The sequence below is a fragment of the Nocardia colli genome, from assembly GCF_008704205.1.
Lineage (GTDB): Bacteria > Actinomycetota > Actinomycetes > Mycobacteriales > Mycobacteriaceae > Nocardia > Nocardia colli.
This window is the reverse complement of sequence record NZ_VXLC01000015.1, coordinates 68409-94516: the sequence shown is the minus strand read 5'-3', so window position 1 is coordinate 94516 and position 26108 is coordinate 68409. Positions and strand designations below refer to the sequence as shown.

Sequence of the window (26108 nt, the reverse complement as noted above, 5' to 3'; positions counted from 1 at the left end):
GACCCCATATGCGCACTCCCCCAGCCCATATCGCGATGGCCGGCATCCCCATAGTCAGTCATGTCCTGCCGAGCCTGGAGATCATCCGTGAACTGGTGGCCCGCGGTCATCGCGTCACCTACGCCAACGACCCGGTCGTCGGCGACCTGATCACCGGCGCCGGCGCCGAACTGATCCCGTGCACCTCCACGCTGCCGGTCGCCGACAATAGCTGGCCCGAGGATCCGATCTCGACCATGGAGCTGTTCCTCGACAACGCAATCCAGTCCTTCCCGCAGTTGCGCGACGCCTATGACAGCGACCCCGCGGACCTCTACCTGTACGACATCGGCGCCTACGCCGGTCGGGCGCTCGCCGAAGCGCAGCGTCGCCCGCTCATGCAGCTGTCGCCTTCGTTCGTGGCGTGGAAGAGCTATGAACAGGATGTGGCAGCACACGTTCGGCAGCTGCCGGGTGCCGATGCCTACCGAGCGAAGTTCACGCAGTGGCTCGCCGACTGCCAGGCGACGACCACCGATGTGGACGCCTTCTCCGGCATGCCCGACCAAGCGCTGGCACTGATCCCCCGCGCGATGCAACCGCACGCCGACGAAACCGATACCGACACAGTGACATTCGTCGGCCCCTGCTTAAATCCACACAACGCCGACGAACCCTGGGACCGTCCAGCGGGCGCGCACAAGGTCCTACTGATCTCCCTCGGCTCGGCCTACACCCGCCAACCGGAGTTCTACCGCCAGTGCATCCAGGCCTTCGGCGACCTCCCCGGCTGGCACGTCATCCTCCAGATCGGAAAGTACACCGACCCAACAGAACTCGGCGACATTCCACCCAATATCGAAGTGCACTCCTGGGTCCCGCAACGAGCAATCCTGAACCAGGCAGACGCCTTCGTCACTCACGCCGGAATGGGCGGCTGCGGCGAAGGATTACTGGCCGGCGTCCCGATGATCGCCGTACCCCAGGGCGCCGAACAATTCATGAACGCCGACAAACTCGTCGAACTCGGCGTGGCCCGGCGCATCGACACCGCCGAAGCCACCGCCGAGAACCTCCGAGCGGCCCTGGCCACCCTCACCACCGACCCGGCGGTAGCCCGCCGCTCCGCTCAGCTGCGCAGCGACACGCAAGCCGAAGGCGGCACCCGCCGCGCCGCGGACCTCATCGAGAAAGATGCATTGAGGCAAGGCCACAAATTCATCCGATGATGGTATGCAAAGCGGGGGTGACTTATTCGGTTCGCCGCCGCCGATCACGAACCGTTACCGCGATTACCGACCGCGCCAGCGCACGGAGGTCATCGGGGATGAGCAAAGGTTCGACCGCACCCTCGAACCCTTCCAATATCGTCCCGTCGGGCCAGCTCACTTCGTAGCGATACCAGCAGCGGACCTCACTCGGATGGTAGGGCAGCTCGAGTTCCAGACGGACCGCCATCTCGACCAATGCCGCCGCCACCTGCGCGGCGCCACCGGTATTGGTCACCTGCCACCACAGTGCGCTCCCTCGGTCGTCTTCGGAGATTTCGACCAGGTACATCAGCTTGCCCCTGTCGCTGAACTCGGTCACACCTGACACCCTGCCAGATGAGACCGGCCGACGAACCAAAACCGGTGCGCGCCGGGGTATCTCACTCAGTAAAGCAAGCGCTTGACCCGCAGATCAGGACCGCGACCCGGTTACGGGTTTCGCCAACCCGAGCGCGGCCCGCAGCGGAACCGGCCCACCACCGGTCACCGTGACCGAATTGCCCGAAACGGCGGTCGGCACAATTACTTTGAACAACGCGATCACATCGAGCACGAATCCGGTTCGGCTGACGCCCAATCGCCGCAGCGCGGGCCCGTGATCGGCGGCGACCACCACCGTCGCGCCGATCAGCACGACCCACCACAGCAACACCGGTATCAATCGGGCCGCGCGGGAGGACCCGGCGAACGCGACCCGCAACCGGTGACAATGAAAGGGCACATGCCGCAATTCGTCATTCAGGATCAACCCGGCGACCTGCGTGGTCAACGCGTCATCGGTGCCGTCGCGCAACGCCCGGTAATAACGCAGCGCGACCACCTCGGCGACCATCAGCACCATCAATTCCAACCGCAAACCCAGCGCGCGCCGCAGCCGGACGAACACCACGTCACTCCAGTGCGCGCGAATGCTTTTCCACCTACAGGCATTCAGCAACAACTCCAGCATCCGCGCGTGATTGATTTCCTCCGCGATGAACAATCGCACCGCGGCGGTGTACCGCGCATCGCCGGCCGCCTCGGCCTTGGCGATCAGATTCGCGCCATCCCCGCTCTCGCCGACCTGAAACCGTTGCACGCTACGCGCCACGGCCGCATCGAGATTCGCGCCCCGCGCCCAATCCGGATCCCCCGTCGCGGCCCGCGCGACCTGTTTCGCCTCGAATTCGGCCACCCACCGGGAGAATTCGTCCACACCCTGCATACCGACCTCCATATTCGTCGGCCCGCCGCGACGGCGAGCTTCCCGTGCAGGCAAACCTAGACAACGGTTGTGCGGGTTCCTGGCGTCGAATGTGGAGATCCTGTGCAGAGAATCCGGGCGCGTCGCTGGCACAATGACCTCGTGAACCTCGACGATGTGACTATTCCGGATTCCGCGGCCTGCCGGGCCGCGACCGAGGTAGCGGCGGCCTATTGCACGCCCGCCCTGTTCAACCATTCGGTCCGCTCGTACCTGTGGGCCGCAGGGCGCGCGAAGCTCGACGACATCGAATTCGACGCGGAACTGCTCTACGTCGCGGCACTGCTGCACGATCTGGGCCTGGTCGAAGAGTTCGACAATGCCGGTCTCGCGTTCGAGGTTTCCGGCGGCCATCTGGCCTGGGTTTTCGGCGCCGCCGCCGGGTGGCCGGCGCAGCGGCGCGCGCACGTCGCCAAGGTGATCGTCGAGCACATGGGCGACGGCGTCGACGTCACTCTCGACCCCGAAAGCCATCTGCTGGAATACGCTACGTCAGTGGACATCTCGGGCCGCGGCGCCGAAGCGGTGCCTTCGGAGTTCCGCAGCAGCGTCCTGGAACGCCACCCCCGCCTCGGCCTGCCCGCGGAATTCCTCGCCTGCTTCCGAGCCCAGGCCGAGCGCAAACCGCACACCTCGCCCGCGGCCGCCCTGCGCAGCGGAATGGCCACCCGAGTCGCCGCGAACCCGCTCGACCGCGATTAGCGGTCACGTAATCACATGTCGCGCAACGTCTGCACGGCCAGCGCGAGCTGATCGCCGTCCACCCCCGCGGTGGCGGCCGGCGCGATCAGCTGCGTCATCGCCAGCCCCTGGAAGAGCATGAAGTAGAGCGTGGCCACCGCCCGCGCCTGCGCTTCGGACAACTCGGGGTGCACCTCACGGAACGTCGCGGTGAGGTCGGTGACCGCGACCTCGGTCGCCTGCACCATGAATTCCTGCGACTCCGGCGAGCGCGCGACCAGCAGCGCGTTCTCCGCGCTCAACAGCAACGCCTCGTGGTTGTTCTCGATCACCTCGCGCAGCCCGGACCAGGTGGGCGCCAACGCTTCACGCAGCGAGCGCCCGTCCCCGCCGGCCCGGATCGCCGCGTCCATCCCGTCCCCGATCCCGCTGCCCATCGACTCGGTGATCGCCTCGGTGATCAGCCGATCCTTGGAGCCGAAGTGATAGCCGATGGCCGCCAGGCTCACCCCGGCGGCGCCGGCGATATCGCGGGCGGTGGTCTTGGCGAGGCCGCGCTCGAGCACGGCCTTGCGCGCTCCGGCCAACAGGTCTTCGCGATTTCCCATCCTGCGAGCCTATCAGCGTCTTAGACATTTGTCACAGACATATGTCTCATCGTGCCGCCGGAAGCAGTTTTTCGAAACCGCTCCGACCTAGATTGGAATGAGTAATACTTCTGAACGTATCCAATAAGGTCGAGTTCGAGCGGATGCTGCGCGGCGCTACCGGCGCCGCTGTCCCGCACATGAAAGGAATTGCCGTGCCCGAGGACCACCCGCCCATCGGAGAGGCCAACACGGAGCCCGCTGTCGGCGGATGCCCGGTAGCGACCGCGCGCCTCAAGTACCCGACCGAGGGCGGCAGCAACCGTGACTGGTGGCCGAACCAGCTCAACCTGAAGATCCTGCAGAAGAACCCCGCCGTCGCCAACCCGATGGACGCGGACTACGACTACGCCGCCGAGTTCGAGACACTCGACCTGGCCGCGGTGAAGCAGGACATCGAGGCCGTCATGACGACCTCGCAAGACTGGTGGCCCGCCGACTACGGCCACTACGGACCGTTCTTCGTCCGGATGGCCTGGCACGCCGCGGGCACCTACCGGATCAACGACGGCCGCGGCGGCGCCGGTGCGGGCATGCAGCGGTTCGCGCCGCTGAACAGCTGGCCGGACAACGCGAGCCTGGACAAGGCGCGCCGCCTGCTGTGGCCGGTGAAGAAGAAGTACGGCAAGAAGCTGTCCTGGGCCGACCTCATCGTCTACACCGGCAATGTCGCGCTGGAGTCGATGGGCTTCGAGACCTTCGGCTTCGGCGGCGGCCGGGTCGATCAGTGGGAGCCCGAGGAGGACGTCTACTGGGGTCCCGAGCACACCTGGCTCGGCGGCGACGAGCGCTACTCCGGTAAGCGCGACCTCGAAAACCCGCTCGCCGCAGTGCAGATGGGCCTGATCTACGTGAATCCGGAAGGGCCCAACGGCAATCCGGATCCGCTGCTCGCGGCCGCCGACATCCGGGAGACGTTCCGCCGGATGGCGATGAACGACATCGAGACCGCGGCGCTGATCGCCGGCGGCCACACCTTCGGCAAGACGCACGGCGCGGGCCCGGCCGATCACGTCGGCCCCGAGCCCGAGGCCGCCCCGCTGGAGGAGCAGGGCCTGGGCTGGCGCAGCTCGTTCGGCACCGGCGTCGGCAAGGACGCGATCACCAGCGGCCTGGAGGGCGCCTGGACGCCCACCCCGAAGACCTGGGACAACAGCTTCGTCGAGACCCTCTACGGCTACGAGTGGGAGAAGACCAAGAGCCCGGCCGGCGCCTGGCAGTGGATCCCGAAGGACGGCGGCGGCGCGGGCACCGTGCCCGACGCGCACGTGGACGGCAAGACGCACACCCCGGTCATGCTGACCACCGACCTCTCGCTGCGCGTCGACCCGATCTACGAGCAGATCACCCGGCGCTGGCTCGACCACCCGGAGGAGCTCGCGCAGGAGTTCGCCAAGGCTTGGTACAAGCTGACCCACCGGGACATGGGTCCGATCGTCCGCTACCTCGGCCCGCTGGTCCCGCAGGAGACCCTGCTCTGGCAGGACCCGGTCCCCGCGGTGACGCACGACCTGATCGGCGCGGCCGATATCGCCTCGCTCGAGAGCCAGATCCTGGCGTCGGGACTCACTGTCGCGCAACTCGTTTCGACCGCGTGGGCGGCGGCCTCGTCGTTCCGCGGCAGCGACAAGCGCGGCGGCGCCAACGGCGGCCGCATCCGGTTGCAGCCGCAGCGCGGCTGGGACGTGAACGAGCCCGATCAGCTCACCCTGGTCGTGCCCGTGCTGGAGGGAATCCAGGAGTCGTTCAACGCCGCGCAGACCGGCAACACGAAGGTGTCCTTCGCCGATCTCGTGGTGCTGGGCGGCTGTGCGGCGGTCGAGCAGGCCGCGAAGGCCGCCGGGTACGACATCGAGGTGCCGTTCACCCCGGGTCGCACCGATGCCACGCAGGAACAGACCGACGTCGAGTCGTTCGCCGCGATGGAGCCGAGCGCCGACGGCTTCCGCAACTACCTCGGCAAGGGCAGCCGGCTGCCGGCCGAGTACCTGCTGATCGACAAGGCGAACCTGCTCACGCTGAGCGCGCCCGAGCTGACCGTCCTCGTCGGCGGCCTGCGTGTGCTGGGTGCGAACTACCAGCAGTCGTCGCTGGGCGTATTCACTTCCGCCACCGGGTCGTTGACGAACGACTTCTTCGTGAACCTGCTCGACATGGGCACGAAGTGGGAGCCGTCGGCGGACGAGGGCACCTACTCCGGTATCGATCGCAGCACCGGTGCGACCACCTGGACCGGCAGCCGGGTCGACCTGGTCTTCGGGTCCAACTCTCAATTGCGTGCGCTCGCCGAGGTTTACGCGACCGACGACGCGAAAGAGAAGTTCGTGCAGGACTTCGTCTCCGCGTGGGACAAGGTGATGAACCTCGATCGGTTCGACCTGGTCTGAACGATCCCACGGTGACCGGCTGCCGGGTCGGTCACCGTGCTGTATCACGCTCCGTAAGCGGTGAATCCGGCCCAGGTGCAGCAACTGTCGCCGCGTTCGAACGACGCCGCGATGGCCTTCCGGAGGGCGACGTGACCTTCTTCTCCGGCGTGCAGGCCGCGATGAAGGTCTTCCAGCAAGGTGAGCGTCGCGCGGGAGTCGACCACCGGTATGGCAGAGGCGATTACGGTGCGCGCACCGGCCGACAGGAACACTGCGGGAAAGCCGAGTAGCTCGTTCGGCAGGCTGGTGACGACTCCGCCGACGTGGCAGGCGGACAGCACGACGACCCCACCCGGCGCGACCGGCCGGATGAGGAATTCGCTGAGCGAGAGCGGGTTCTCGCCGAGGAGCAGTACCGAGTTGAACACCGATTCCTCCACCAGCACGCCGTGGCAGGCGAGGTGCACGACCGACGCGTTCCCGATGGCGTCGAGCAGGCCGCCGCCAGGCTGCGATACCGCCGGGTGCAGGGCCAGTTCGTCGATGATCTCGCGTTGCCGGTTCGGCGACATGGACCGAATACGGCCTGGCTCAGCGTCATCCGATCGAGTGCCGTTCGGCCTCAGGTTCACCGGCGGTGTTCCGTGTATGGCGGCTATCGCGTCGCCTTCCGCCCCGACCATGGGCAGATAGTCCTCGCCGGTCGAAGGGTCGACCGCGACAACCGCATTGCGGGAGGCCGGTTTGGCATGCAAAGTGGCACACAGCAAGATGCCGGCGCTGGGCACGACCGTCATATCGAAGTGCAACTGCGCGGGCCTGCCGTCCACCAGCGCACCGCCGAGCGGCAACGTGGCGGCGGCACCGACCGGGGCGAGGGCGAAAGCCCCCAGATCGGGCCATTGCACGCGGAAGGCGGCCAGGCTCGCATCGCCGAGTTCGGTCAGGATCTCGGTGAGTTGATCGGACAACGCGGCGGCACTCAGCCCGTCGGTCTCCTGATGCCGATAGAGGTCAGCGATCCGGGCCTGCCACTCGTACACCCGCTGGCTGGTGAACCGAGGCAGGTCGATGCTGACCGTCCGGCCGATGCGCGCGGCGTCGCCATAGGTGCGGAAGGCAACACCGCCGAGCGCAGTGGCGACCACGTACACGACGTCGCGCGCCGAGCGGATCGCGGCCAACTCGGTGACACAGTGCCGGACCTCGGCCTCGAGCATGATGCGCTGGGCGGGAGCAGCTTCCACCGCCTTCACCTGCTGGACGCGGAACTCTTCGAGCCGGCGATTGATCATCCGGGTGTCCCGGTCGCCGGGATCCCCGAATTCCGCGGACTCGATCTGAGCGCCCCAGCGCTGATTCTCCTGGGCGATCTCGATGAGCTTCTGCGGGTCGGGGTCGACAGCGCGGATCGCGGTCATGGTCTGCGTCGCGCTGTACAGGCGGCCCGAGACGTTCTCCAGCAGCAACGGCGCGAACGCGGGCATCGAGCAGCGGTGGTTCGCGTACGCGCCGAGCTCGAAGACGACCTGGTTAGCCGCGCGCAGCGGCATCTGCGCCTCGTCGTTCTGCCAGAACTGGGTGGTCACGTGTGCGTAGGCGCCCGCGTGCATGGTCGAGTTCAACGCGACCCGGAACCAATTGCATTCCGGCAGTTGCGATTCCAGGATGACCGCCCAGCGCAGCACGTCCGTGGCGATCAGCGCCTTCCCGAGATCGGCGCCCAGCGCCGGCACGAACTCCAGGATGAACAGGTTCACCTCGGCCAGGGCGGCGCGTACCTCGTCGGGCGTGCGGGCCTCCTCGGCGGTGGCGACGCGTTGTTTCAGGTACTCCACCCGCTGCACCAGCGCCGGGTCGATACGGTTCTTCTTGCGCTTGAACACGTCCCGAGCCACCCCGGTCACCTGATCCACAGCCATCCGTCCTTGTCGTAGTTCTTCGTCCGCACGCGGCGGCGATCGAACCGAACCGAGTCGAGCAGCGGGTGCTCGGGGGGCACGGCGATCTCGTGCAGCCGGCCCGAGATCATGAACTCCAGATCGGAGTCCGCGTTGTCGTTCAGGGCCTGGTACAGCGGTGCGCTGTCGAGCAGCCGGATGAGCTCGAGGACCGGCTCACCGGTGCGGCCGATCTCGCCCGGGCCGAACGATCCGACGACGGCCGAGGCGCGTAGCCGCAGGCGATCGTGCGAGCGCTGGTTGTCGAGTTCGAGCCGATCGCGCAGGGTACCCAGCAATATCGGTAGCGCAGTGTGGATTTCGGTGGTCGATGGAAGGAACACCCGCAGTCCGTCGCCGGTGCCTTCGCGATCGATTTCGTCCAGGTCGAACCCGAGCGTGCGCACCACCGCACGGATCAGAGCGGCCAGCCGATGCTGGGCGTCGTTCTGCGCCGGGGCGCAACGGCGGTATCCGGCTATGTCCACGGCGAAGCCGAGGCGCAGCTCGGCCTGCTCGCCGCGGGACGGCGGTGCGGTTTCGCTCGGACCTCGTTCTGCCAGAACCGATTCCGTTCGACCCGCCGCACCCTGCGGGCCGATGTTCCAGTCCGCCAGCAGCTTTCGCACATGCTGCACGCGGTCCAGCGCCGCCTGGAGAAAGCGGTTCGCCTCGCCGACGCGTTGCGGGAGCAGTTCGGCGAGGGCGTGATCGGCGGGGCAGGACACGGCCATCGCGAGTTTCATGTTGAGCTCGGCGATCTCGACGGTGTACCGCATGTCCTGCAAATCACTCAGTGTGGCAATCAAGGTCAGCTCGGCGGACGCCAGACCGCGGATCTGATTCGCGGCCGCCGTCACCGTGATCGGGGCGGCCACCAGCATGGTGAAGCCGTCGACTCGGTCTCTGGCCTGCTGCTGCAACTCGCGCAGCTGTGTTCCATCACCGATGACGCGAGCTGCGTGGCGGAGTCTGGCCGCGTGCATGAGGTACCGGGCCAGCGGCGGCATCGCCACGCCGCCGTCGCTCCAGGTCCACGCGCTCAGCTCGGCGGCGTGCCCGCCGGGCGCGCCGACCACGAAGATCCGGTTCGGGTCGGTGGCGGCCGAGCCGAACTCCCACATCGCCAGCGCCGACCCCTCTGGACTCGGTTGCCGCGACCAGGGTTCCGCGGTCAGCCGAAAGGGCAACGCCGACTGCATGATCGGTGCGAGCGCGACGGTCGCGTCGTCCGGCAGCTGCGCCTGGTAGAGCACGGCGGTGCCGAGGAAGGCGTCCGCGCCGTCGATCGCCAGCTGCCCCCACCAGCGGTCGAATTGACGCCAGCCGGGGGCGATCGCGGATCCGATGCGCAGCCGCCGATCCTCGGTGTCCATCGGCGCGGCGAGCACCAGGGAGAAGCTCAGGATGTCGTGCTCGCGCCGGGCGATCATCTGGAAATCGCCGGTGCGGTCCTCCGCGAGCGCCAGCGCCGTGGCGGCGCCACTGCGAATTCTGCCCTCGGGCAGCACAACCGGCAGGTCGACGGTTTCCACCGGTCGATCGATACCGAGCTGATCCGCGCAGCGCGCCCAGATCGCGCGCACCTGTCGTACCGCCGTCGCCGCCCACGGTCCGTCGAGGGGCGCGAACACGTGCACCGCCAATTCCTGGTCGGCTAAGCCGTTCTCGTCCATCGAGTCACCTACTCGTGCTCGTCCGCGGTGACCGGATCGCCGCCCAGCGAGTGCACCAGGCTGTGCACTCGGTCCAGCACCCGGTGCGGCGCCGCCGAGCGGTCGCCGGCGCCGATGCGGGTGGCCCGGACCGGACCCATCAGTTCGACCTCGTCCATGGACTCCCGGACGGCGAGGGTGTCGCCGTTCGCCAGCGCCACGGCGAGGGCTTCGACCGAATCGACCACGTGCGCCCAGCGTGGCGAGGGCAGCTGCCATTGCGCGATTTCCCCGAGCACCTCGACGAGGTCGTCGCGCGTCTCCGCATCGAGCGGCGACTCCCACTGCAAGGGCGGTAGGGGGCCGTCGACGGACTCACTCATGGAACTCACCTCAGCTATCGGGCTGTGCCGAGTGATCCGGCGCGGGCCTTCGGCGAGATCCGGCGCGCAACGTCAATTTCCGGATCACCGTTCACCGTGCATCACGAAACTCTTTGCTTACCAAGAGTTTATCGATGCGAGAACGAGCGCGATGTCCACCGAACGACGTACAGCGAGCACCGCGACGAGGGCGTACGCGCCGCCCTCGGACCGCGTTCCCCGCGCGGCGTGACGATGACAGACCTGTGCTGCTCCATAGTCCATCCAGCGTATTGACGCCGGCTCGAATCCGGTGTCCGCCGAACGATCTACAGCACCCGGCGGGCTACACCTCGACCCGCTCGCCCATGATCACGGTCCGCTCCCCCGGCAGCCCGAAGTACTCGGCGGCATCGGCAGTGATATAGGACGTGGCGATGAACAGCCGCTTGCGCCAGGTCGCCATCGTCGGTTCGGTCCCGCGCTTCAGCTCGATCTTCGACAGGAAGTAGGAGGCGCCGTCGACCGAGATCCGCCCTTCGGTCTGCGCGGGGTCGAGCAGCCGCAGGGTTTCCGGGATGTTCGGCGTTTCCATGTAGCCGAAATGCGCTGTCACGTGGATGATTCCGTCGTCGGCGTAGCCGAGCGCGTCGATCTCGGTCCGCGCCGCGTCCGGCACCCGCGGCACCGGGAGGGTGTTGATCGACATGATCACCACGTGCTCGTGCCGCACGTGATTGTGTTCGACATTGGCCCGCATCGCCAGCGGCGCGGTCTCCATGCCGCGGTTGAGGAACACCGCCGTGCCCGGGACCTGCACCAAAGGTGGCTCCTGATACTGCAATTCGTCGATGAACTCGCGCAGCGGCCCTTCCTTTTCCTCCCGGGCGCGGGTGACGACGTCGCGACCGCGGGCCCAGGTGCTCATCACGGTGAACGCGGTGAGCCCGATCAGCAGCGGCAGCCAGGCGCCGTGCACGAGCTTGGTCAGGTTGGCGGCCAGGAACAGCGCGTCGACCGCCAGCAGCGGGACCGCGCCCAGCAGGACCAGCCACAGCGGCGTATTCCATTTGATCCGGGCGAGATAGAAGAACACCAACGTCGTGATGGAGATCGTCGCGGTCACCGCCATGCCGAACGCGTAGGCCAGCGCCGCCGAACTGCGGAACGCGAATACCAGCGTCAGCACCGAGAACATCAGCACCCAGTTGATCCACGGCACGTAGATCTGCCCGATGGTCGACTCCGAGGTGTGCGCGATCCGCAGCCGCGGCAGATAACCGAGCTGCGCGGCCTGCGACGCCACCGAATACGCGCCGGTGATCACCGCCTGCGAGGCGATCACCGTGGCGGCGGTCGCCAGCAACACCAGCGGCAACCGCGCCCAGCCGGGCGCGAGCAGAAAGAACGGACTGCCGACATTGCTTTCGTCACCCAGAATCAGCGCACCCTGCCCGAGATAACTCAGCACGCAGGCGGGCAGCACCAAACCGAGCCAGCCGCGGGTGATCGCCTTTCGGCCGAAGTGACCCATGTCCGCGTACAGCGCTTCCGCGCCGGTAATCGCGAGCACGATCGCGGCCAGTGCGAAGAACGCGATGCCGAAATGCCCGAACATGAAACCGAGCGCGTAGGTCGGCAACAGCGCCTTCAGAATTTCCGGATGCCGGGCGATGCCGGTTATGCCGAGCACCCCGATCGTGCCGAACCAGAGGATCATCACCGGCCCGAACAGCCGGCCGACCGCCGCCGTGCCGCGCCGCTGCACGGTGAACAGCACGATGATGATCACCGCCGTGATCGGCACGATCAGCTCTTCCAGCCCCGGCTGCACGATCTTGAGGCCCTCCACCGCGGACAGCACCGAGATCGCCGGGGTGATCATGCTGTCGCCGAAAAACAGTGCCGCGCCGAAGATCCCCACCCCGGCCAACAGCGTCGCGGCCCGGCCGCCGCGCTCACCACCGAGCCGCCGCAGCAGCGTGATGAGGGCCATGATCCCGCCCTCACCGTCGTTGTTCACCCGCATCACCAGTGAGATGTAGGTCAGCGTGACGACGATCATCACCGACCAGAAGATCAGCGACACCACCCCGTACACATTGTCCGTGCTGATCGGCACCGGATGCGGATCGCCGGGATTGAACACCGTCTGAATCGTGTAGATCGGGCTGGTCCCGATATCGCCGAACACCACACCCAGTGCACCGACAACGACCGCGGCCCGCACCTTCCGCTCCCCGCCACCCGCGGGGACCGCAGGGGTCACCTCGACCGCTGTATTCATGACGCCTCCTCGCTGCCCGGCACGCACCCATCGTGCCGTGGTTTGCCGCCACGTCACTGTAACCACGCGGCGAGTCGATCTCTCGCCACGCGGCATCGACTTTCGGTCTCCGCTACTAGGGGTTAAGGCGCGGTACGCGAACCCGATCGTGACTTCCCGAGGTGGCCTCGACACGCGATGCGACAACGCGCTGGCAAATGGACATCCCCCTTGACGCTCCCGCGGCACGGACCGGACTCGGATCGAGGTCGAGAAGACTTGTCGCGCAGCCGAACCCGGTGCGGCATCCGTGCTGGTCGGGGTTGCGGCACCGGCGGAGATCAGAAGCGAAAGCAGGTCACCTGCCCCTGCTGCGCACGGCGGTCTACAGCCGGACTTAACGGGGTGTAGGCCGGGACCGGTTGAAGCGGTGGCGAATTCACAGCATTGACATATGAATTCACGTACCCTTTTACACAAGTCCCATCGCGGATCGGTCGCTAGTTCATCACCATTGGATAACAGGTAGTCAGTGCTGCGTGCATGCTGGCGCCTGACTTACGTGACGATCGAGGTCAAACCGGATGTGCATACGGGTACAAACGCGCGCCGACGCGTGGCGCCGGTTGGTTGGGGATCAGGGCAGCAGGCATCGAGCGCTGCCGGGCGGAGGCCGCGGATGAGCGCGCCGCCCGATCGAACAGCCAACTGGCACAATGGATTCCGAAGATTCGGCGGACGCACGGGAATGCTGAGCGGGCCGCCGCTGATCGAGATCAGAGAACCGGGCCGGGCCGCCCGCCGGCTGATGTTGAGCGGCCCGGTCACCTTCGGCCGCAACGGCGACAACGAACAATTGGCCGACACCGCCATCTCGCCGCGTCACCTACGACTAGTGCCGAGCCCGACCGCGCTCTCGGTGGTCGATCTCGGCAGCCGCACCGGCACCACGGTCAACGGCGTCCCGCTCACCGGACGCACCGCGCTGACCTCCGGCGATACCGTGCAGCTCGGCGACACCGAGATCATCGTGCTCTACGACCCGGTCACCGAACCGCTGGCCCGGATCGACGAGGAAACGCCGAGCGAACCGCCCACTGCCCCAACGCCGGTCGCTCCCCCACCGACCAGGCTGTTCACCCTGGCCAACCGGATCCTCGATATCGATCCGGACGGCAAGCGAAATCTGTTCCCCGCCGCCACCGAAATACCCAGTCGAATGCCGCGGAAAATGTGGCACCTGGTGCGCATCGCCAGCATCGCCGTCTATCTGGAAATGATCGTCGCGATGTTCGTGCGGCCGGCGGGCGGATTGTTCGTCTTCTTCGGCGTCGTCGTGCCGCTCCTGCCGGGCCTGTTCCTGATCGCGCCGGGGCTGTGGCGCAACAGTTGCCCGCTGGCCGCGACGAATCAGATCCCGCGGGTGCTCCGCTTCACGCGCGGTAAGAATCCACCCGATTGGTTATATGCCCGAGGCTATCTCGGGGCGACCACGTTGTTCTTCGGTATCGCGGGCGCCAGGCTGGCGGGCTTGGATCGCAACGGAGTGGCCGCGGGCACCGTGCTGCTACTGGTCCTGATCGCCGCGTTCACCGGCGGGTTCCTGTTCAAAGGCAAGAGCGGCTGGTGCAGCAGTATCTGTCCGTTGTTCCCGCTGCAACGCGCCTACGGGCAGACACCGTTCGTCACCGTGCCCAACAGCCATTGCGAGCCGTGTGTCGGTTGCGCCAAGAATTGCTTCGACCTCAAGCCGCGATCCGCCTATCAAGCGGATCTGACCGATCCGGAATTGGCGTGGAGCGCGCCGCGCAAGCTGTTCGCGGCGGCGTTGCCGGGCTTCGTGCTCGGGTTCTTCACCCTGGCCGGGCGCACCGAAACCAGCCTGGGGCAGCGGTATTCGGTGCTCGCGCTGTTCATGGTCGTCGCGGTCGGCCTGTTCTTCGCCCTGGACGCGATGACGCCGCTCAGCATCGCGACGATCAGCGTCGGGTATTCGGCGCTGGCGCTCAACATCTTCTACTGGTTCGCCGCGGCGACGCTGGCTCGGTCGTTCGGGACGGTCACGGGACTCAGTGCGCCGTGGCTACATTGGCCGATCAGCGCGTTCATCCTGCTTGCAACCATCGTGTGGATCGCCCGGACCCGGGTCGTCGAACTGCAATTCGCGCTGAGCACCGGTGCCCGCACGGAACCGGTTTTACTGGCGTTGCCGAAAGTCCGCCCGAAGGACGTGGAAAAGCCCAGTGCGCCTGCGGCTTCGGTCAGCTTCGACGGGGTCGAGGTGGCGGCCGACGGCGGGATGAGCCTGCTCGATGTCGCCGAACGCGGCAAACAGGAGATCGAGGCGGGCTGCCGGATGGGCGTGTGCGGCGCCGATCCGGTCGCGGTGCTGGACGGGATGTCGTGTCTGTCGCCGCCAGGGCAGGACGAGCGGAATACGTTGCGGCGGCTGGGTTTCGCCGACAACACCCGGATGGCCTGCTGCGCGCGGATCAGCGGTGGCGCGGTCAAGGTGTCGCTGACTCCGGAACCCGGGAATACGAACCGGCTTCGGCCGACGCGGTTCGATCGGTCCATCGTCAGCGTCGCGGTGATCGGCAACGGCATCGCGGGCGTGACGGCCGCGGACTTCCTGCGGCGCAATCATCCCGATTGCGAGATCCATCTCGTCGGACGGGAATCGCATCCGCTCTACAACCGGATGGGTATCTCGCGGCTCGTCTACGGGCGCTCGGCCATGCAGGGCCTGCATCTACTGCCCGAACAGTGGTACGACGATCATCAGATCACCACTTGGCTGAATACCCTGGCTACCAGCATCGATCTCGCGGGACGGAGGGTATTCCTCGGCACCGGCGAGGCGCTCCCCTACGACCGGCTGATCCTCGCCATGGGCGCGAGCAGCGCACTGCCGCCTATCGAAGGGCTCTCGCGGCCGGGGTGTTTCGTACTCCGTGAGGCCAGTGACGCCATCTGGATCCGCTCCTATGCGCAGCAATTCCGTTGCGCCACCGCCGTCGTCGCCGGTGGTGGGTTGCTCGGGCTGGAGGCCGCGCATGCGTTGCACTTGCTCGGACTGCACGTCACCGTGCTCGAGCGCGGTGATCGGCTGCTGGGCAAGCAGATCGATGCTCGATGCTCGCAACTGGTGCTCGATCACTTCGCCAGGACCGGCATTCAGGTGCTGCGCCATGCCGAAACGGAGAGTGTCACAGGTGATCCGGCAGTTCGCCGCGTGGTGCTACGGGACGGAGGCGAGATCGATTGCGACCTCTTCCTGACTGCCACCGGTATCAGGCCGAATATCGACCTGGCCCGCAGCGCGGGTGTACCCGTCGAACGCGGTGTGCTGGTGGACGATCGGATGCGCACCCGGGTCCCCGACGTCTATGCCGCCGGTGACATCGCCGAACTCGGCGGGCAGGTGTTCGGACTGTGGCCGATCGCGGCCGAGCAGGCGCAGGTCGCGGCGGTGAACGCGCTGGGTGACGACCGGCCCCTCGCCGGTGCCGCGCCCGCCATGATCCTGAAAGGTGTTGGTCTGGAGCTGTTCTCGACCGGAAAGGTGGAACCGGAGTTCGGCGACGAGGTGATCGTCCTGGACCGCTCGGAGTCTTATCGGCGCCTGATCCTGTCGCACGGGCGGGTAGTCGGCGCGACCGTCCTCGGTCACCATCCCGGCGATCTGGCTGCGGCACAACAGGCGCTGGGCAATCGACTACCGGTGCCGGTCACCGCGCGGGACGCCCTCTATGCCGGAGATTGGTCGATGCTCGCGCATCTCGACAGCGAAGTCATGAACAAGCCTGCCGGGCAACCGGTTCGGACAATGTGACAGTGCCCTGCCTGACCCCTCGGACAGGCAGGGCACCGCACAACCTCAGCGTGCGGTCCGGGTGGTCGAGACGACCAGGGACGCAAGGACACTGAGTCCCGCACCGAACCAGAGGACCGCCGAGAGGACCACGTTGTCGGCGATGATGCCGCCGAACAACGCGCCGAGCGCGATCGCCAGGTTGAACATCGAGGTGTTCAACGCGGTGGCCGCCTCGGTGGAGCCCGGCGCGGCCTGCAAGATCCAGGTCTGCACGCCCACCGGGATTCCGCCGAACGCCAGACCCCACACGACCAGCAGGATTACACCGGTGACCGGCGTACCGCCGACGAGCGCGACGAGGGCCAGCACCGCGGCCAGCAGTGTGCTGATGACGATGAGGGTCACCCGGATATTGCGACCGGCCGCCGCCCCGGTGAGGAAGTTGCCGATGATGCCCGCGACGCCGAAGGCCAGCAACGCCGGACCGACCATCGCCTTATCGATGCCCGAGAGGTCTTGCAGGATCGGGCTGACGAAGGTGAACGCGGCGAAGTGACCGCTCACCATCAGGAACGTGACCAGAACCCCGGCCCGGACCACCGGGTTACGGAACTGTTCGCCAAGCGTGCGCAGCCGCACCGGCTCGGTCGCGGGCATCGCGGGCAGCAGCCACAGCAGTGCGACGACCACCAGCAGGCCCAATCCGCCGAGCAAGCCGAAAGCGATTCGCCAGTCGGTCAATTCGCCGATCAGCGTGCCGGCCGGAATGCCGAGCACATTGGCCGCGGTGGCACCGCCGAACGCGATCGCCGTGGCCTGCGGAACGTACTTCGCCGGCACCATGCGCACCGCGATCCCGGCGGCCAGCGCCCAGAACCCGCCGATGGCGATGCCGACCAGGAATCGGGCGGCCAGCAGCAGGCCGAAGTTCGGTGCGAACGCGGCCAGCACATTCGCCGCCACCATCAGCGAGATCAGGCCGAGCAGCACGACGCGGCGATCCAACCGCCCGATCGCCACCGGCAGAATCGGCGCCGTCGCCGAGGCGACCAGGCCGGGCACCGTCACCATCAGGCCCGCGGTGCCCGGCGAGATGCCGAGCGCGCCGCTGACCGAGGTGAGCAGGCCGACAGGCAGCTGCTCGGAGGTCACCACCGCGAAGGTGCCCAAGGCCACGGCGGCGACCGCGAACCACCTGCGTAGCGGCACCTTTTCGACGGTGGAATCTACGGCCGTGGGGCCGGCAACAGTCATCATGTCGATCACTCCTCATCTAAGAACATCAACGTTAAGTAGATGACCGCTAAGGTTTATTCCGGGCGGTGCTCCGGATTGATCGCCGATCCGACCAATCGCCCGGCCGGCCCGTGACGAACTTCTGCGGAGATGTTTGTCGAGTTCGAGGTGTGATGGTTATGGCGACGGTCGGAATATCTGCTGAGCGGACGGTTGTGCGGGGGGTGCTGCTCATCGGCGAATTCGTCGCCGACGCGCGGCCGCACCTGCTGCGCGAGGTCAGTGAGCAGGTCGACGACGGGCCCGCGACCACGGCGATCGTCGCGGTTCTCGATCGTCTGACCGGCGATGCCGAACTCCCCATCGATGATGTCGCCGTGCTGTATCGCACGGCGGACGAGCGACGTGCGCTGGTCACGTTCCTTGCGTCGCGGAAATGGCAGTCGGCGTCGCTGGTTTCGATCCGGTCGGCGCTGCTCGCGGTGGTTCAGGACATGCCAGGGCTGGAGACGTTCGACCATGTCTTGGCGGTAGAGGCACTCGGCGACCGCACCTGTTGCGCGATCATCGGACCGGATCGTGCGCGAATTCTGGCCGCCGACTCCTGGCCGTCCGGCGTACAGGATGCCGAATCGGCAGGCCGGGCGGTCGGCCACGTGTGGCCGATGCTGGACGCGATCTCGGTGCGCCCCGACGTCGTCGTGCTCTGCGGCGCGGCGGCCGCCGAACCCGAGATCGCCACCGTGCTGCACAACGCATTCGGCGCACCGGTCCGCCGGCTGCCGGACTTCAGCAACACAACCGCCCGCGGCGCCGCGCTGGTCGCCGCCGAACACATCCGGAACCTGCCGATCCCCACCCCGCGCGAGCACCGCAGGCCGCGCCGGCTAGTCCTGTCCGCCGCCGCACTCATCGCCCTCCTCGGCGCCTCGGGATTCACCGTCGCTCAGCTCCACACCGAGCGACCACCGGTCGCCCACGTCCTCGACGCATCGGCGAAACCGACCACCCCGGAGCCGATTACCGCAGACCCGCCCCCACCCAGCCGACTACCGGACACCAGCCAACCGGACGAACCCACATGGACTCCCCCGGTAGTCAGACCACCGGCCCGCACCACCGATCGAGTCGAACCACCGACCTCCTCGACCACCCCCGAACCCTCTGCCCCACCACCCTCCACCACCGTCGGCGCCCCGAGCGCCAACTGGCTTTTCCCCGGCGAATCCCCACCGCCGCCCGCCGGTTCGGACCCCGCGGTCGTCCGCGCATGGTGGGACAACCATCTGCTCTTGAAGGAGCGCTGGTTGAACGGCGGCTGACGCATTGCTCAGTGGGTCGGCGTGGCCTGGTCGAGGCGGTGGGTGGGGCCGCCGTAGGCGATGTGCGTGGTGCGCTTTGCGAGCAGCCAGGTTTCGTCGAGTTTGCGGAAGGTGTCTTCGTAGTGGCCGACGTTGACCGGGGGTTGTGGTGGGATCATGCCGCCGGAGTGGCCGTCGGTGCGGTACGTGGTGAAATAGGTTGTGGCGGTGGCTGTTTCCGGTGCGGTGATGGTTACGAGGATGTTCGTGCAGAGGCGGCGGGACAGGCGGTCCGGCGGACGGGAGCCGAAGTAGGCACGCAGCGCCGCACGGCCCTGTATTCGGCGGTCGCCGGCGGGCCATTCCCACACTCCGTCTGGGGTGAACAGCTCGGCGACGGTGGAGGGTTCGCCGAGATCGAGTCGTCTGACGAACTCGACGATCAGTCGCTCGCAGGATCGTTCGGCGATCAGCACGGTCAGTGCATCGGAGTCGGTTCCCATCGAGATGTCCTAGCACCCGGCGAGTTCCGGGCGCGAGCGCAATTCCACCGGGTCAGGTGATGTCGATCGGCACCCGCTTGGGCTGTCGGGGGCCGCGGGCGGCGAGGACTACTCCGACGCCGACGATTCCGGCTCCGGCGAAACGGACGAGGGAGCCTTGCGAGACGCCGAGCAGCATTCCGGTGATCAGGGCGCAGACGGGTACGACGCCGGCGAAGGCGCCGGCGGTTTCGACCGGGATGCGGTCCAGCGCGGCGTACCAGAGGAGGAAGGCGCCGGCGGAGGCGACGACGGCGAGGTAACCGATGGCGGCGGATTCCGGCAGCGTGGGTAGGCGCAGGGTTGGCAGGTCGATTACCAGGGCGACGATTCCGCAGAGGATTGCGCCTGCTGTCGCAGCGTAGGTGGCGGTGGCCTTTGCGCCGATCTCACGCACCAGGGGGATGGCGACGAGGGAGAAGGCGCATTCGCCGGCGAGTGCGCCGGCGGCGAGCAGGAGTCCGGCCGGGTCGTCGGCGGAACCGGACCATTGCACGACGACCGCTCCCGTGGTCACGATTGCGGCGGCGAGCAGCGCTCGCGCCGACGGGGAGCGGCGGGCCATCAGCGGACCGAACAGCGCCAGCACCACGGGCACGGCGCCGACGACCGCGCCGACCACTCCGGCGTCGACGCGTTGCAGGGCAAGTATCAAGCAGATGTTGAAGCCGGCCAGGCCGGTCGCGCCCAGCACACCGATTCGGACGAGTTGCGGCCTGGTGACCCGAGGGAGCTGCCGCCGGAAGCACAGGAACATGAGCGCGGCGGCGATGCCGTATCTGACCGCTTGCCCGGTCATGATGGGAAAGGTCGTCAGTGCCGTCGTCGCGGCTATCGCGGAACCGACCGCTACGCTGGAGCCCAAGGCGAGCAGCGATCCGGACCATACTCCGGATCGCTGCTCGGTGCCCCGGATTACGCTGAGGCTCATTCGATTTCGCTCGCGTCGACCGGGCGCAGCGCGGTCACCGGGCAGCTCTGGACACAGTCGGACAGTACCGAGCCGCGGTGTTCGCAGCCGTCCGGGTGACGGGAGCGGATCTGCGCCAATCGCTCCGGCCGGAGCACGTCCTGCACCACCGAGGGACGACATTGACCGCGGGTGAACAAGAAGCCGTCGCAGTGGTGCGCCTGCTGGTAGGACGGTGCCGCCTGCAAGGTTTTATGCAGACGATGGATTCGATAGTGCGGCACCGCCGGGTACAGGTGATGCGCCAGGTGCCAGTTGGAATTGTGCGGCGCGAGGAATTGCCGAACCAGCCAGGACGCGTCCCAGCTGCGGGTCGCCTGCCAGGGATTGTCCGAGCGCAGACCGGCGTGATCGGCGATATCGCTCCAGTACCGCAGAACTTGGTAGAAGGTGACATACGGCACCACCCAGAGCAGCAGGAAGTCGAGACCGAATCCGGTCAGAATAAAACCTGCGGACACGACCACCAGGAAGAGAATGCGGAGGCGTGTCTCCTTACGGTCCTCGTCCCGTCCGATGAGGTCCGCGGTCACCTGAAATGGCACGTGCGCCAGCAATAGCGGCTTCACCAGGTGCCGGCGGACGAATTGTTTCATGTCGCGCGGATTCACCAATCCGAGGCGCATATAGCCGAGCAATTTAGGATCCCGGCGATCGTCCCACAGGTGGCGATGGTGTTCGCAATGCGCGCACGTGTACGACGACAGCCCGGAGAAAACCGGCCAGGCGATGAAGACTCGGCCGAGCCACTTATTGAGCGGCCCATGCCGAGTCAGTTTCAGGTGACTGGCCTCGTGCATCAGGCTGCGCAGCGCACGCTGCCTACCGCCCACGACGAGCACGCCGATCACGTACACGACAGGTTGATAGTCGCAGCTCACGACGGTGATGACCACACCGAAGATGACCAACCAGTCGACGAACAGGTCGAGCGGACCGTGCCAGTTGTCCCTGCTGTTGTGAATATCTTTGACGGCTTCCTTGACCTCCGGCGAGAGCTCCCGCTTGAAACCGCCAACCGGTGGTCTCGACGCTCGACACCGCTGCTGAACCCGGTCCTTTTGTGGCATTACCGCATACACCCCGTTGAACTACCGCACGGCAACAGCACATTCGGTCGCCGTGACTGGACCTACCGGATCACGATGGTAGTGGCGGATCGAATGCGTGTCGCGACGTTATTTCTGGTGTGTAAAGTAATTCCGACTGGCCGGTTTTCCGAGGTATCGGTAACGAGAATTCAAGCAAAATCCGACATCTTACATCGAATAACGCGACGCATGCCCGGATTTCAACTGGGGAAAGCGGAGGAAAGTGTCCGGAATTCCGTCGAACGCCATTCTATCGGCTGCCAGGAATTCGCGGAACAGCCACCGCCTCCAGCACCGGATGATGTGTCAGTGCCCAGCTCCGTCGTGAAAACTTGTGCCCGATGCCAATCCGCAGCGCGGTGTGACGCAGCTCCCGGCGCACAAGATGCTGGTCAGCGCGGCTCGAGCTAGGCTCGGCACCGCGCTACCAGCAAGAAACCCCGACTCGGCCCGCGGCGAACCGGATATGAGGAGCTTTTTGTGCGCGGTTTCAAAATTCATGCGGCCGGACTGAGCGTATTAGCGCTCACCTTGCTGTCGACCGCCACCGCAGTCGCCGACGCGCCCGGACCGATCCAGGGCTCGTCCGATGTGGACGTCGTGCCGTCCCCACCCGGCGCGAACAACTGGTCCTGCCAACCGAATGCCGCCCACCCGCGGCCAATTGTCTTGGCGCATGGCACCTTCGAGAACCGCCTGGACAACTGGTTCGCCATGGCGCCGCGGCTCGTCGCGGCCGGCTACTGCGTCTACGCGCTCGACTTCGGCCGCGGTCTCGCCGGCACGGTGTCCGGCGTCGGCCCGATGCGCGCCTCCGCGCAAGAGATCTCGGACTTCGTCGACCGTGTGCTCGCGACGACCGGTGCGCAGCAGGTCGATATCGTCGGCCATTCGCAGGGCGGCATGCTCCCGCGGTACTACCTGAAGAACCTCGGCGGCACGCCGAAGGTGCACACTCTGGTCGGCCTCGCGCCCGACAATCACGGCACCACTTGGGGTTTGGTCGGCCTGCCGATCACCCTCGTCCCACCGGCGACCGACCTGGTGTGCCCGTCCTGCACCGAACAGCTGCCGACCTCGGACTTCATCACGCAGCTCAACAGCGGCGGCGAAACACAACCCGGCGTCAGCTATACCGTGATCGCCTCCAGATACGACGAATTCGCCACGCCCTACACCACCGGATTCCTCACCGGCCCCGACGTCGACAACATCACCTTGCAGGACGTCTGCCCCGGAGACTTCTCCGAGCACATGGCAATGACGTCCGACCCGGTCGCAATCCAGTTGGTGCTCAACGCATTAGACCCGGAACACAAGACGCCGGTTCCCTGCGGAACCGGCGTCGGATCGGCCCAGAAGTAGGCGCTAGTTGTGGCAGACGTTCGTGTCCGCGGCGAACAGCAGCAATGCCGTGACAGCTTGCGGTGTCGCGGCGTCGCTCTGGCGAATTCCCATGAATCCGTAGCGATTTGCCGGATGGCCGGGCACGGTCGCCGAACTCCAGTTCACCCCGAGTTTCAGATCCGGGTACGCCGCGCGGACGTCGGCGGCCGTCGACCCCGCGGTAATCCCCTCCGGCGTGCGCGGGACGGTCTCCGGAATGATCGAGACGACTTTGCCTTCGTTGATATAACCGCTCCACCCGGCGCGGGTGGTGAACGACCGGCACCCGAGACCTTCGTCGGAGCCCTCGATCCCGGCGATCTTCCCGCTGTTCCTGGCCTGCGCCACGGTCATGCCGAGGTCGATCCCGTCGTAACCGACGGGGCCAAGGATCGCGACCTGATCCGCGACCAGCCGCGTGACGGCCGTACCCGCAGCGACGGGCGGCACGGCGGCCGACGGAGAACCGGCGACCGACGCGGGTTCGGTCGAACATCCCGCCGCGAAGGCCAGCGCCATCATGACGCCGGCCGTCGCGCCCAGTCGGATAGTGCGTTGCAGCGAAACCACGGGCTGTCCTCACCAAGTTTGTGCCGTTATTACGACGGATCGACAAGGTGATGCTAAGCGGCCGCCGAATCGACCACGAGACCCCGAAAGTCTGGCCAAGCCCTAGCCGGGAATCTGGAAATCAGCCTTGAATCGCGGCCCCGGCGGCAGCCCACGCAGGACCGCGCTGATCCACGCCACGGCGGGCGGCCAGCCCGCCCCCGCGTTGACGATGTGCTCGGGCAGCGGCATCGTGTAGAACCGCAGGTCCGCGCCCCGATTCCAGTAGTCGTTCACGGCGGGCAGGACCACCGACGCGGGAATCAGCTCGTCCCAGATCCCGTGGAACCAGAAGATCGGGCTGTCCGGAATGTGCTGTCCCAGGCTCTGTTCCTGCAATACCTGCATGACGCCCGGCGCATTCTCCAACGTCATGCCGGGATTGAAATAGTCGCTGATCGGTCGGTACATGCCCGACAACGCCACCGTATAGACGCAGCGGCTCTGCATATCCGCCAGAATCGCCTGTCCTTCTTTGTTCAGCAGCTTCGCCGCATCGAACTGCTCGGGGAACTCCCGCGACAACCCGGCGAAACCGAGCCACATGGTGAAGTTGCTGATCCCGGTGAGCCCCGGTTGCTGCTGGGTCGCGTACCGCGCCTGCAAGCGCAGGTCGCCGGGCGTCCCGCCGATGGCGGTGCCGAGCAATCTGACGTCGGGAGCGTAACTTTCGCGCATTTCGGCCGCGCGGATCGACCCCGAACCGCCACCGGAGTAGCCGTACATGCCGATCCCGGATTCCGTAAGTCCCAGCGACGCATCATTTTTCATCGCGCGCAGACTGTCCAGCACCATCTTGCCCTCGTCGAAGGTGTTGAAAGTATTGAACTTACCGTCGAAGTCGGGCACGTTGATCGCGAAGCCCTGCGCCAGCCATCCCACCGCCAGCGCGGCTTCCTTCATGGTGCCGACCTGCAACGTGTAGGACGGATTGCACGCCGAGTTGGTCGAGTCGATCGCCTCCTGGAAGGAGACCACCGGCCGCGGTCCGCCGGTCCAGGGGATGCCCGGGGTGATCACCGAGGTCGCGGTGGCGATCGGATTGTCGTGAATGTCGTTGCTGCGGAACAACAGTTGCTTGGTGTCGACCGGGAACGGGATGCCGAGGATCCGGGTCTGCACGGTGCGCGATCGAATGATCTGTCCCGGCGCGTAGGACGCCAGATCGTCCGGGTCGGCGTACCACGGATCCTCCGCGGGCACCGGGATCGGCAGCATGTCGTAGATCTGCGGCTCGGCGGGCAACTGCGGCAATTGATTCTGGTCCGGAGGGAACGCCGGATACGGATCGCCTGCCGCGATACCGGCGCTGGACACGGCCAGGCACAGTGCCGTCAATGGCACCGCAGCCCAGGTGAATCTCTCCCCGAACATGCACCCTCATCTCGTCAACTGTGATCGGCGTCATGCGACGACCGAACTGGTGTCAGTACACCCCGCGCGAGATCGGCTCGCTACCGACAAACAGACAGAGTCCCGTCCCGGACAGTTGTGCACATCCATAGAATTCGGCTCCGCGAGCGCGAATCAGGCCGAAAACGCCTTCGCTTCCAGTAGTTGTGCGGTCCGCGCCGCCGACAGGGTCATCGCCTCCGTCGGGCGCTGCGGGTCGTATCCGGTGAGTTCGGCGATCCGGGCCAGTCGATAGGTGATGGTGTTGCGGTGCACGAACAACAGCCGGGCCGCGGCATTCTGGTTGCACTCGTTGGCGAAGAACACGCCGAGTGTCTCCGCCAGCACCGGCTGATCCGCGAGCGGCTCCAGCACCGAGGCCAGTTCCTTGCGCACCGACCCGTCGACCGCCACCGCGTACTCCAGCCGCAGGTCCTGCCGACGGCAGATCACCTCGCTGCGGGCCAGGCAGCGCCCGAGCTCGGCGACGACCCGGGCCTCCGCGAAGGATTCCGGGATGGCCGCGCGGGTCACCGCGGGCGATACGCCGATCCACAACGGCGTTGCGCCCGTACCGATTCCGGGTACCAATCGAGTCGAGAGATTCTCGATGACCGCCGCGCTGTCCGCGCGCGAGTCGATCGGGATCAGGGCCGTCCAGCCACGGATATCGCGACGCAGGAAGGCGCCAGGGAGGTCGTGGATCCGATGCCGCAGCTCGGTCAGTGTGCCGGGTCCTGGGTCGCCGGGGCGAATCACCGCGACCACGAACGCGTCCGCGACCGGCACCGTCGGATCATCCAGCCAATCGCCGGGATCGCGTCCGGCCAGCAGAGCGTCGACGATCCCGCGCCGGCGTTCGAGCTCGTCCGATGGACGGCGGCGGGCATCTTCGACACAGGCCATCGCGATGCGGGCGGTCATGAGGGAGAGGTATTCCGAGAGCGGTCGGCCGATCTCGGCCAGCGCCGCCCGACCGGCCGGGGAGGCCGTGGTCGGCAGCTGGGACCAGAGGAAATCGACGCCCGCCCGATAATTGCCCAGCACCTCCTCCAGCGGCATCCCGTCGTGCAGCAGCGATACGGCGCGATTGACCAGCGGGCGGGTGTCCTCCTCGGTCGGCGGGTTGCCGTCGAGCCAGAACCGGAAGAACAGCCGCACATTCAGCTCGGCGGCCGGCACGAAGTCCGCGTCGACCAGCGAGCTGGGCAGCACGTCATAAACCGGTGATTGCGTGGAGAAGCCGTCGACCAACGCGATCGCATCCGCGAGCAATCGCTCGATGGTGCTGACCCGGCGGGTCGTGCGGTCGAACGCGGCAACGGTGCCCGCTCCGGTCACGGCAACTCCC

General features: G+C 66.7%; 20 protein-coding genes. 6 read left to right on the top strand and 14 right to left on the bottom strand.

The window, feature by feature from the left end:
• The first annotated feature begins 8 nt into the window (after positions 1 to 8).
• On the top strand, positions 9 to 1208 hold the full coding sequence (locus tag F3087_RS27555) for a macrolide family glycosyltransferase (RefSeq protein WP_223885386.1): 1200 nt from the start codon (positions 9 to 11) through the stop codon (positions 1206 to 1208).
• A gap of 22 nt (positions 1209 to 1230) precedes the next feature.
• Here F3087_RS27555 and F3087_RS27550 read toward each other — a convergent pair whose 3' ends face one another.
• Positions 1231 to 1569, bottom strand: a complete 339-nt coding sequence (locus tag F3087_RS27550; RefSeq protein ID WP_150404964.1) for a hypothetical protein — start codon at positions 1567 to 1569, stop codon at positions 1231 to 1233.
• A 93-nt stretch (positions 1570 to 1662) separates the two neighbouring features.
• Complete coding sequence (locus F3087_RS27545) at positions 1663 to 2454, bottom strand: ferritin-like domain-containing protein (RefSeq protein ID WP_223885385.1); 792 nt, start codon at positions 2452 to 2454, stop codon at positions 1663 to 1665.
• A 141-nt stretch (positions 2455 to 2595) separates the two neighbouring features.
• Between F3087_RS27545 and F3087_RS27540 the strand changes: the two genes are divergently transcribed.
• The gene (locus F3087_RS27540; RefSeq protein WP_150404963.1) at positions 2596 to 3195 is read left to right on the top strand and encodes an HD domain-containing protein; all 600 of its coding nucleotides are present in this window, start codon (positions 2596 to 2598) and stop codon (positions 3193 to 3195) included.
• Between the two features lie 11 nt (positions 3196 to 3206).
• Here the strand turns inward: F3087_RS27540 and F3087_RS27535 are convergent, their stop codons facing one another.
• On the bottom strand, positions 3207 to 3782 hold the full coding sequence (locus tag F3087_RS27535; RefSeq protein ID WP_150404962.1) for a TetR/AcrR family transcriptional regulator: 576 nt from the start codon (positions 3780 to 3782) through the stop codon (positions 3207 to 3209).
• Between the two features lie 194 nt (positions 3783 to 3976).
• Between F3087_RS27535 and katG the strand changes: the two genes are divergently transcribed.
• Positions 3977 to 6208, top strand: coding sequence for a catalase/peroxidase HPI (katG, locus tag F3087_RS27530; RefSeq protein WP_150404961.1), 2232 nt, complete (start codon positions 3977 to 3979; stop codon positions 6206 to 6208).
• Positions 6209 to 6252: 44 nt separating this feature from the next.
• Here katG and F3087_RS27525 read toward each other — a convergent pair whose 3' ends face one another.
• The 4 genes from F3087_RS27525 to F3087_RS27510 all read right to left on the bottom strand — a co-directional run bounded on the left by F3087_RS27525 (position 6253) and on the right by F3087_RS27510 (position 12434).
• A complete protein-coding gene (locus F3087_RS27525; RefSeq protein WP_150404960.1) occupies positions 6253 to 8112 on the bottom strand; it encodes a CHAT domain-containing protein in 1860 nt (619 codons plus the stop codon).
• Complete coding sequence (locus tag F3087_RS27520; RefSeq protein ID WP_150404959.1) at positions 8094 to 9806, bottom strand: CATRA conflict system CASPASE/TPR repeat-associated protein; 1713 nt, start codon at positions 9804 to 9806, stop codon at positions 8094 to 8096. Before F3087_RS27520 ends, F3087_RS27525 begins: the two co-directional genes overlap by 19 nt.
• Positions 9807 to 9814: 8 nt before the next feature.
• Complete coding sequence (locus F3087_RS27515; RefSeq protein WP_150404958.1) at positions 9815 to 10168, bottom strand: CATRA system-associated protein; 354 nt, start codon at positions 10166 to 10168, stop codon at positions 9815 to 9817.
• Between the two features lie 325 nt (positions 10169 to 10493).
• Positions 10494 to 12434 carry a potassium transporter Kup gene (locus F3087_RS27510; RefSeq protein WP_150404957.1) on the bottom strand — a complete coding sequence of 647 codons (1941 nt, stop codon included), beginning with the start codon at positions 12432 to 12434 and terminating at the stop codon, positions 10494 to 10496.
• Positions 12435 to 13092: 658 nt separating this feature from the next.
• Here F3087_RS27510 and F3087_RS27505 point away from each other — a divergent pair.
• On the top strand, positions 13093 to 16248 hold the full coding sequence (locus F3087_RS27505) for an FAD-dependent oxidoreductase (protein ID WP_223885384.1): 3156 nt from the start codon (positions 13093 to 13095) through the stop codon (positions 16246 to 16248).
• 45 nt (positions 16249 to 16293) lie between these two features.
• Here the strand turns inward: F3087_RS27505 and F3087_RS27500 are convergent, their stop codons facing one another.
• Positions 16294 to 17487, bottom strand: coding sequence for an MFS transporter (locus F3087_RS27500; RefSeq protein ID WP_223885383.1), 1194 nt, complete (start codon positions 17485 to 17487; stop codon positions 16294 to 16296).
• 158 nt (positions 17488 to 17645) lie between these two features.
• Between F3087_RS27500 and F3087_RS46095 the strand changes: the two genes are divergently transcribed.
• Complete coding sequence (locus F3087_RS46095; RefSeq protein ID WP_191094165.1) at positions 17646 to 18788, top strand: hypothetical protein; 1143 nt, start codon at positions 17646 to 17648, stop codon at positions 18786 to 18788.
• A gap of 8 nt (positions 18789 to 18796) precedes the next feature.
• On the opposite strand, the gene F3087_RS27480 is transcribed toward F3087_RS46095, so the two are convergent.
• From F3087_RS27480 to F3087_RS27470, 3 genes are read right to left on the bottom strand one after another with little or no spacing between them, the layout of a single operon-like run.
• Entirely contained in the window at positions 18797 to 19270 is a 474-nt protein-coding gene (locus tag F3087_RS27480) for a nuclear transport factor 2 family protein (RefSeq protein ID WP_150404953.1), read from the bottom strand.
• Between the two features lie 52 nt (positions 19271 to 19322).
• Complete coding sequence (locus tag F3087_RS27475; RefSeq protein ID WP_191094164.1) at positions 19323 to 20240, bottom strand: DMT family transporter; 918 nt, start codon at positions 20238 to 20240, stop codon at positions 19323 to 19325.
• A complete protein-coding gene (locus F3087_RS27470) occupies positions 20237 to 21349 on the bottom strand; it encodes a fatty acid desaturase family protein (RefSeq protein WP_150404951.1) in 1113 nt (370 codons plus the stop codon). The genes F3087_RS27475 and F3087_RS27470 overlap by 4 nt, the downstream gene beginning before the upstream one ends.
• A gap of 501 nt (positions 21350 to 21850) precedes the next feature.
• On the opposite strand from F3087_RS27470, the gene F3087_RS27465 reads away from it, so the two are divergent.
• The gene (locus tag F3087_RS27465) at positions 21851 to 22735 is read left to right on the top strand and encodes an esterase/lipase family protein (protein ID WP_150404950.1); all 885 of its coding nucleotides are present in this window, start codon (positions 21851 to 21853) and stop codon (positions 22733 to 22735) included.
• Between the two features lie 3 nt (positions 22736 to 22738).
• Here the strand turns inward: F3087_RS27465 and F3087_RS27460 are convergent, their stop codons facing one another.
• The 3 genes from F3087_RS27460 to F3087_RS27450 all read right to left on the bottom strand — a co-directional run bounded on the left by F3087_RS27460 (position 22739) and on the right by F3087_RS27450 (position 26098).
• Positions 22739 to 23326 carry a hypothetical protein gene (locus F3087_RS27460; RefSeq protein WP_150404949.1) on the bottom strand — a complete coding sequence of 196 codons (588 nt, stop codon included), beginning with the start codon at positions 23324 to 23326 and terminating at the stop codon, positions 22739 to 22741.
• Positions 23327 to 23428: 102 nt separating this feature from the next.
• Entirely contained in the window at positions 23429 to 24739 is a 1311-nt protein-coding gene (locus F3087_RS27455; protein ID WP_150404948.1) for a lipase family protein, read from the bottom strand.
• Between the two features lie 153 nt (positions 24740 to 24892).
• Entirely contained in the window at positions 24893 to 26098 is a 1206-nt protein-coding gene (locus F3087_RS27450) for a PucR family transcriptional regulator (protein WP_150404947.1), read from the bottom strand.
• Positions 26099 to 26108: the final 10 nt, after the last annotated feature.

Coding starts and splice junctions, on each gene's coding strand:
- F3087_RS27515 (WP_150404958.1), bottom strand. CDS start 10,168: ATGAGTGAGTCCGTCGACGGCCCCCTACCGCCCTTGCAGTGGGAGTCG.
- F3087_RS27535 (WP_150404962.1), bottom strand. CDS start 3,782: ATGGGAAATCGCGAAGACCTGTTGGCCGGAGCGCGCAAGGCCGTGCTC.
- F3087_RS27510 (WP_150404957.1), bottom strand. CDS start 12,434: ATGAATACAGCGGTCGAGGTGACCCCTGCGGTCCCCGCGGGTGGCGGG.
- F3087_RS27470 (WP_150404951.1), bottom strand. CDS start 21,349: ATGCCACAAAAGGACCGGGTTCAGCAGCGGTGTCGAGCGTCGAGACCA.
- F3087_RS27520 (WP_150404959.1), bottom strand. CDS start 9,806: ATGGACGAGAACGGCTTAGCCGACCAGGAATTGGCGGTGCACGTGTTC.
- F3087_RS27475 (WP_191094164.1), bottom strand. CDS start 20,240: ATGAGCCTCAGCGTAATCCGGGGCACCGAGCAGCGATCCGGAGTATGG.
- F3087_RS27555 (WP_223885386.1), top strand. CDS start 9: ATGCGCACTCCCCCAGCCCATATCGCGATGGCCGGCATCCCCATAGTC.
- F3087_RS27545 (WP_223885385.1), bottom strand. CDS start 2,454: ATGCAGGGTGTGGACGAATTCTCCCGGTGGGTGGCCGAATTCGAGGCG.
- F3087_RS27480 (WP_150404953.1), bottom strand. CDS start 19,270: ATGGGAACCGACTCCGATGCACTGACCGTGCTGATCGCCGAACGATCC.
- F3087_RS46095 (WP_191094165.1), top strand. CDS start 17,646: ATGGCGACGGTCGGAATATCTGCTGAGCGGACGGTTGTGCGGGGGGTG.
- F3087_RS27505 (WP_223885384.1), top strand. CDS start 13,093: ATGAGCGCGCCGCCCGATCGAACAGCCAACTGGCACAATGGATTCCGA.
- F3087_RS27455 (WP_150404948.1), bottom strand. CDS start 24,739: ATGTTCGGGGAGAGATTCACCTGGGCTGCGGTGCCATTGACGGCACTG.
- F3087_RS27525 (WP_150404960.1), bottom strand. CDS start 8,112: ATGGCTGTGGATCAGGTGACCGGGGTGGCTCGGGACGTGTTCAAGCGC.
- F3087_RS27500 (WP_223885383.1), bottom strand. CDS start 17,487: ATGATGACTGTTGCCGGCCCCACGGCCGTAGATTCCACCGTCGAAAAG.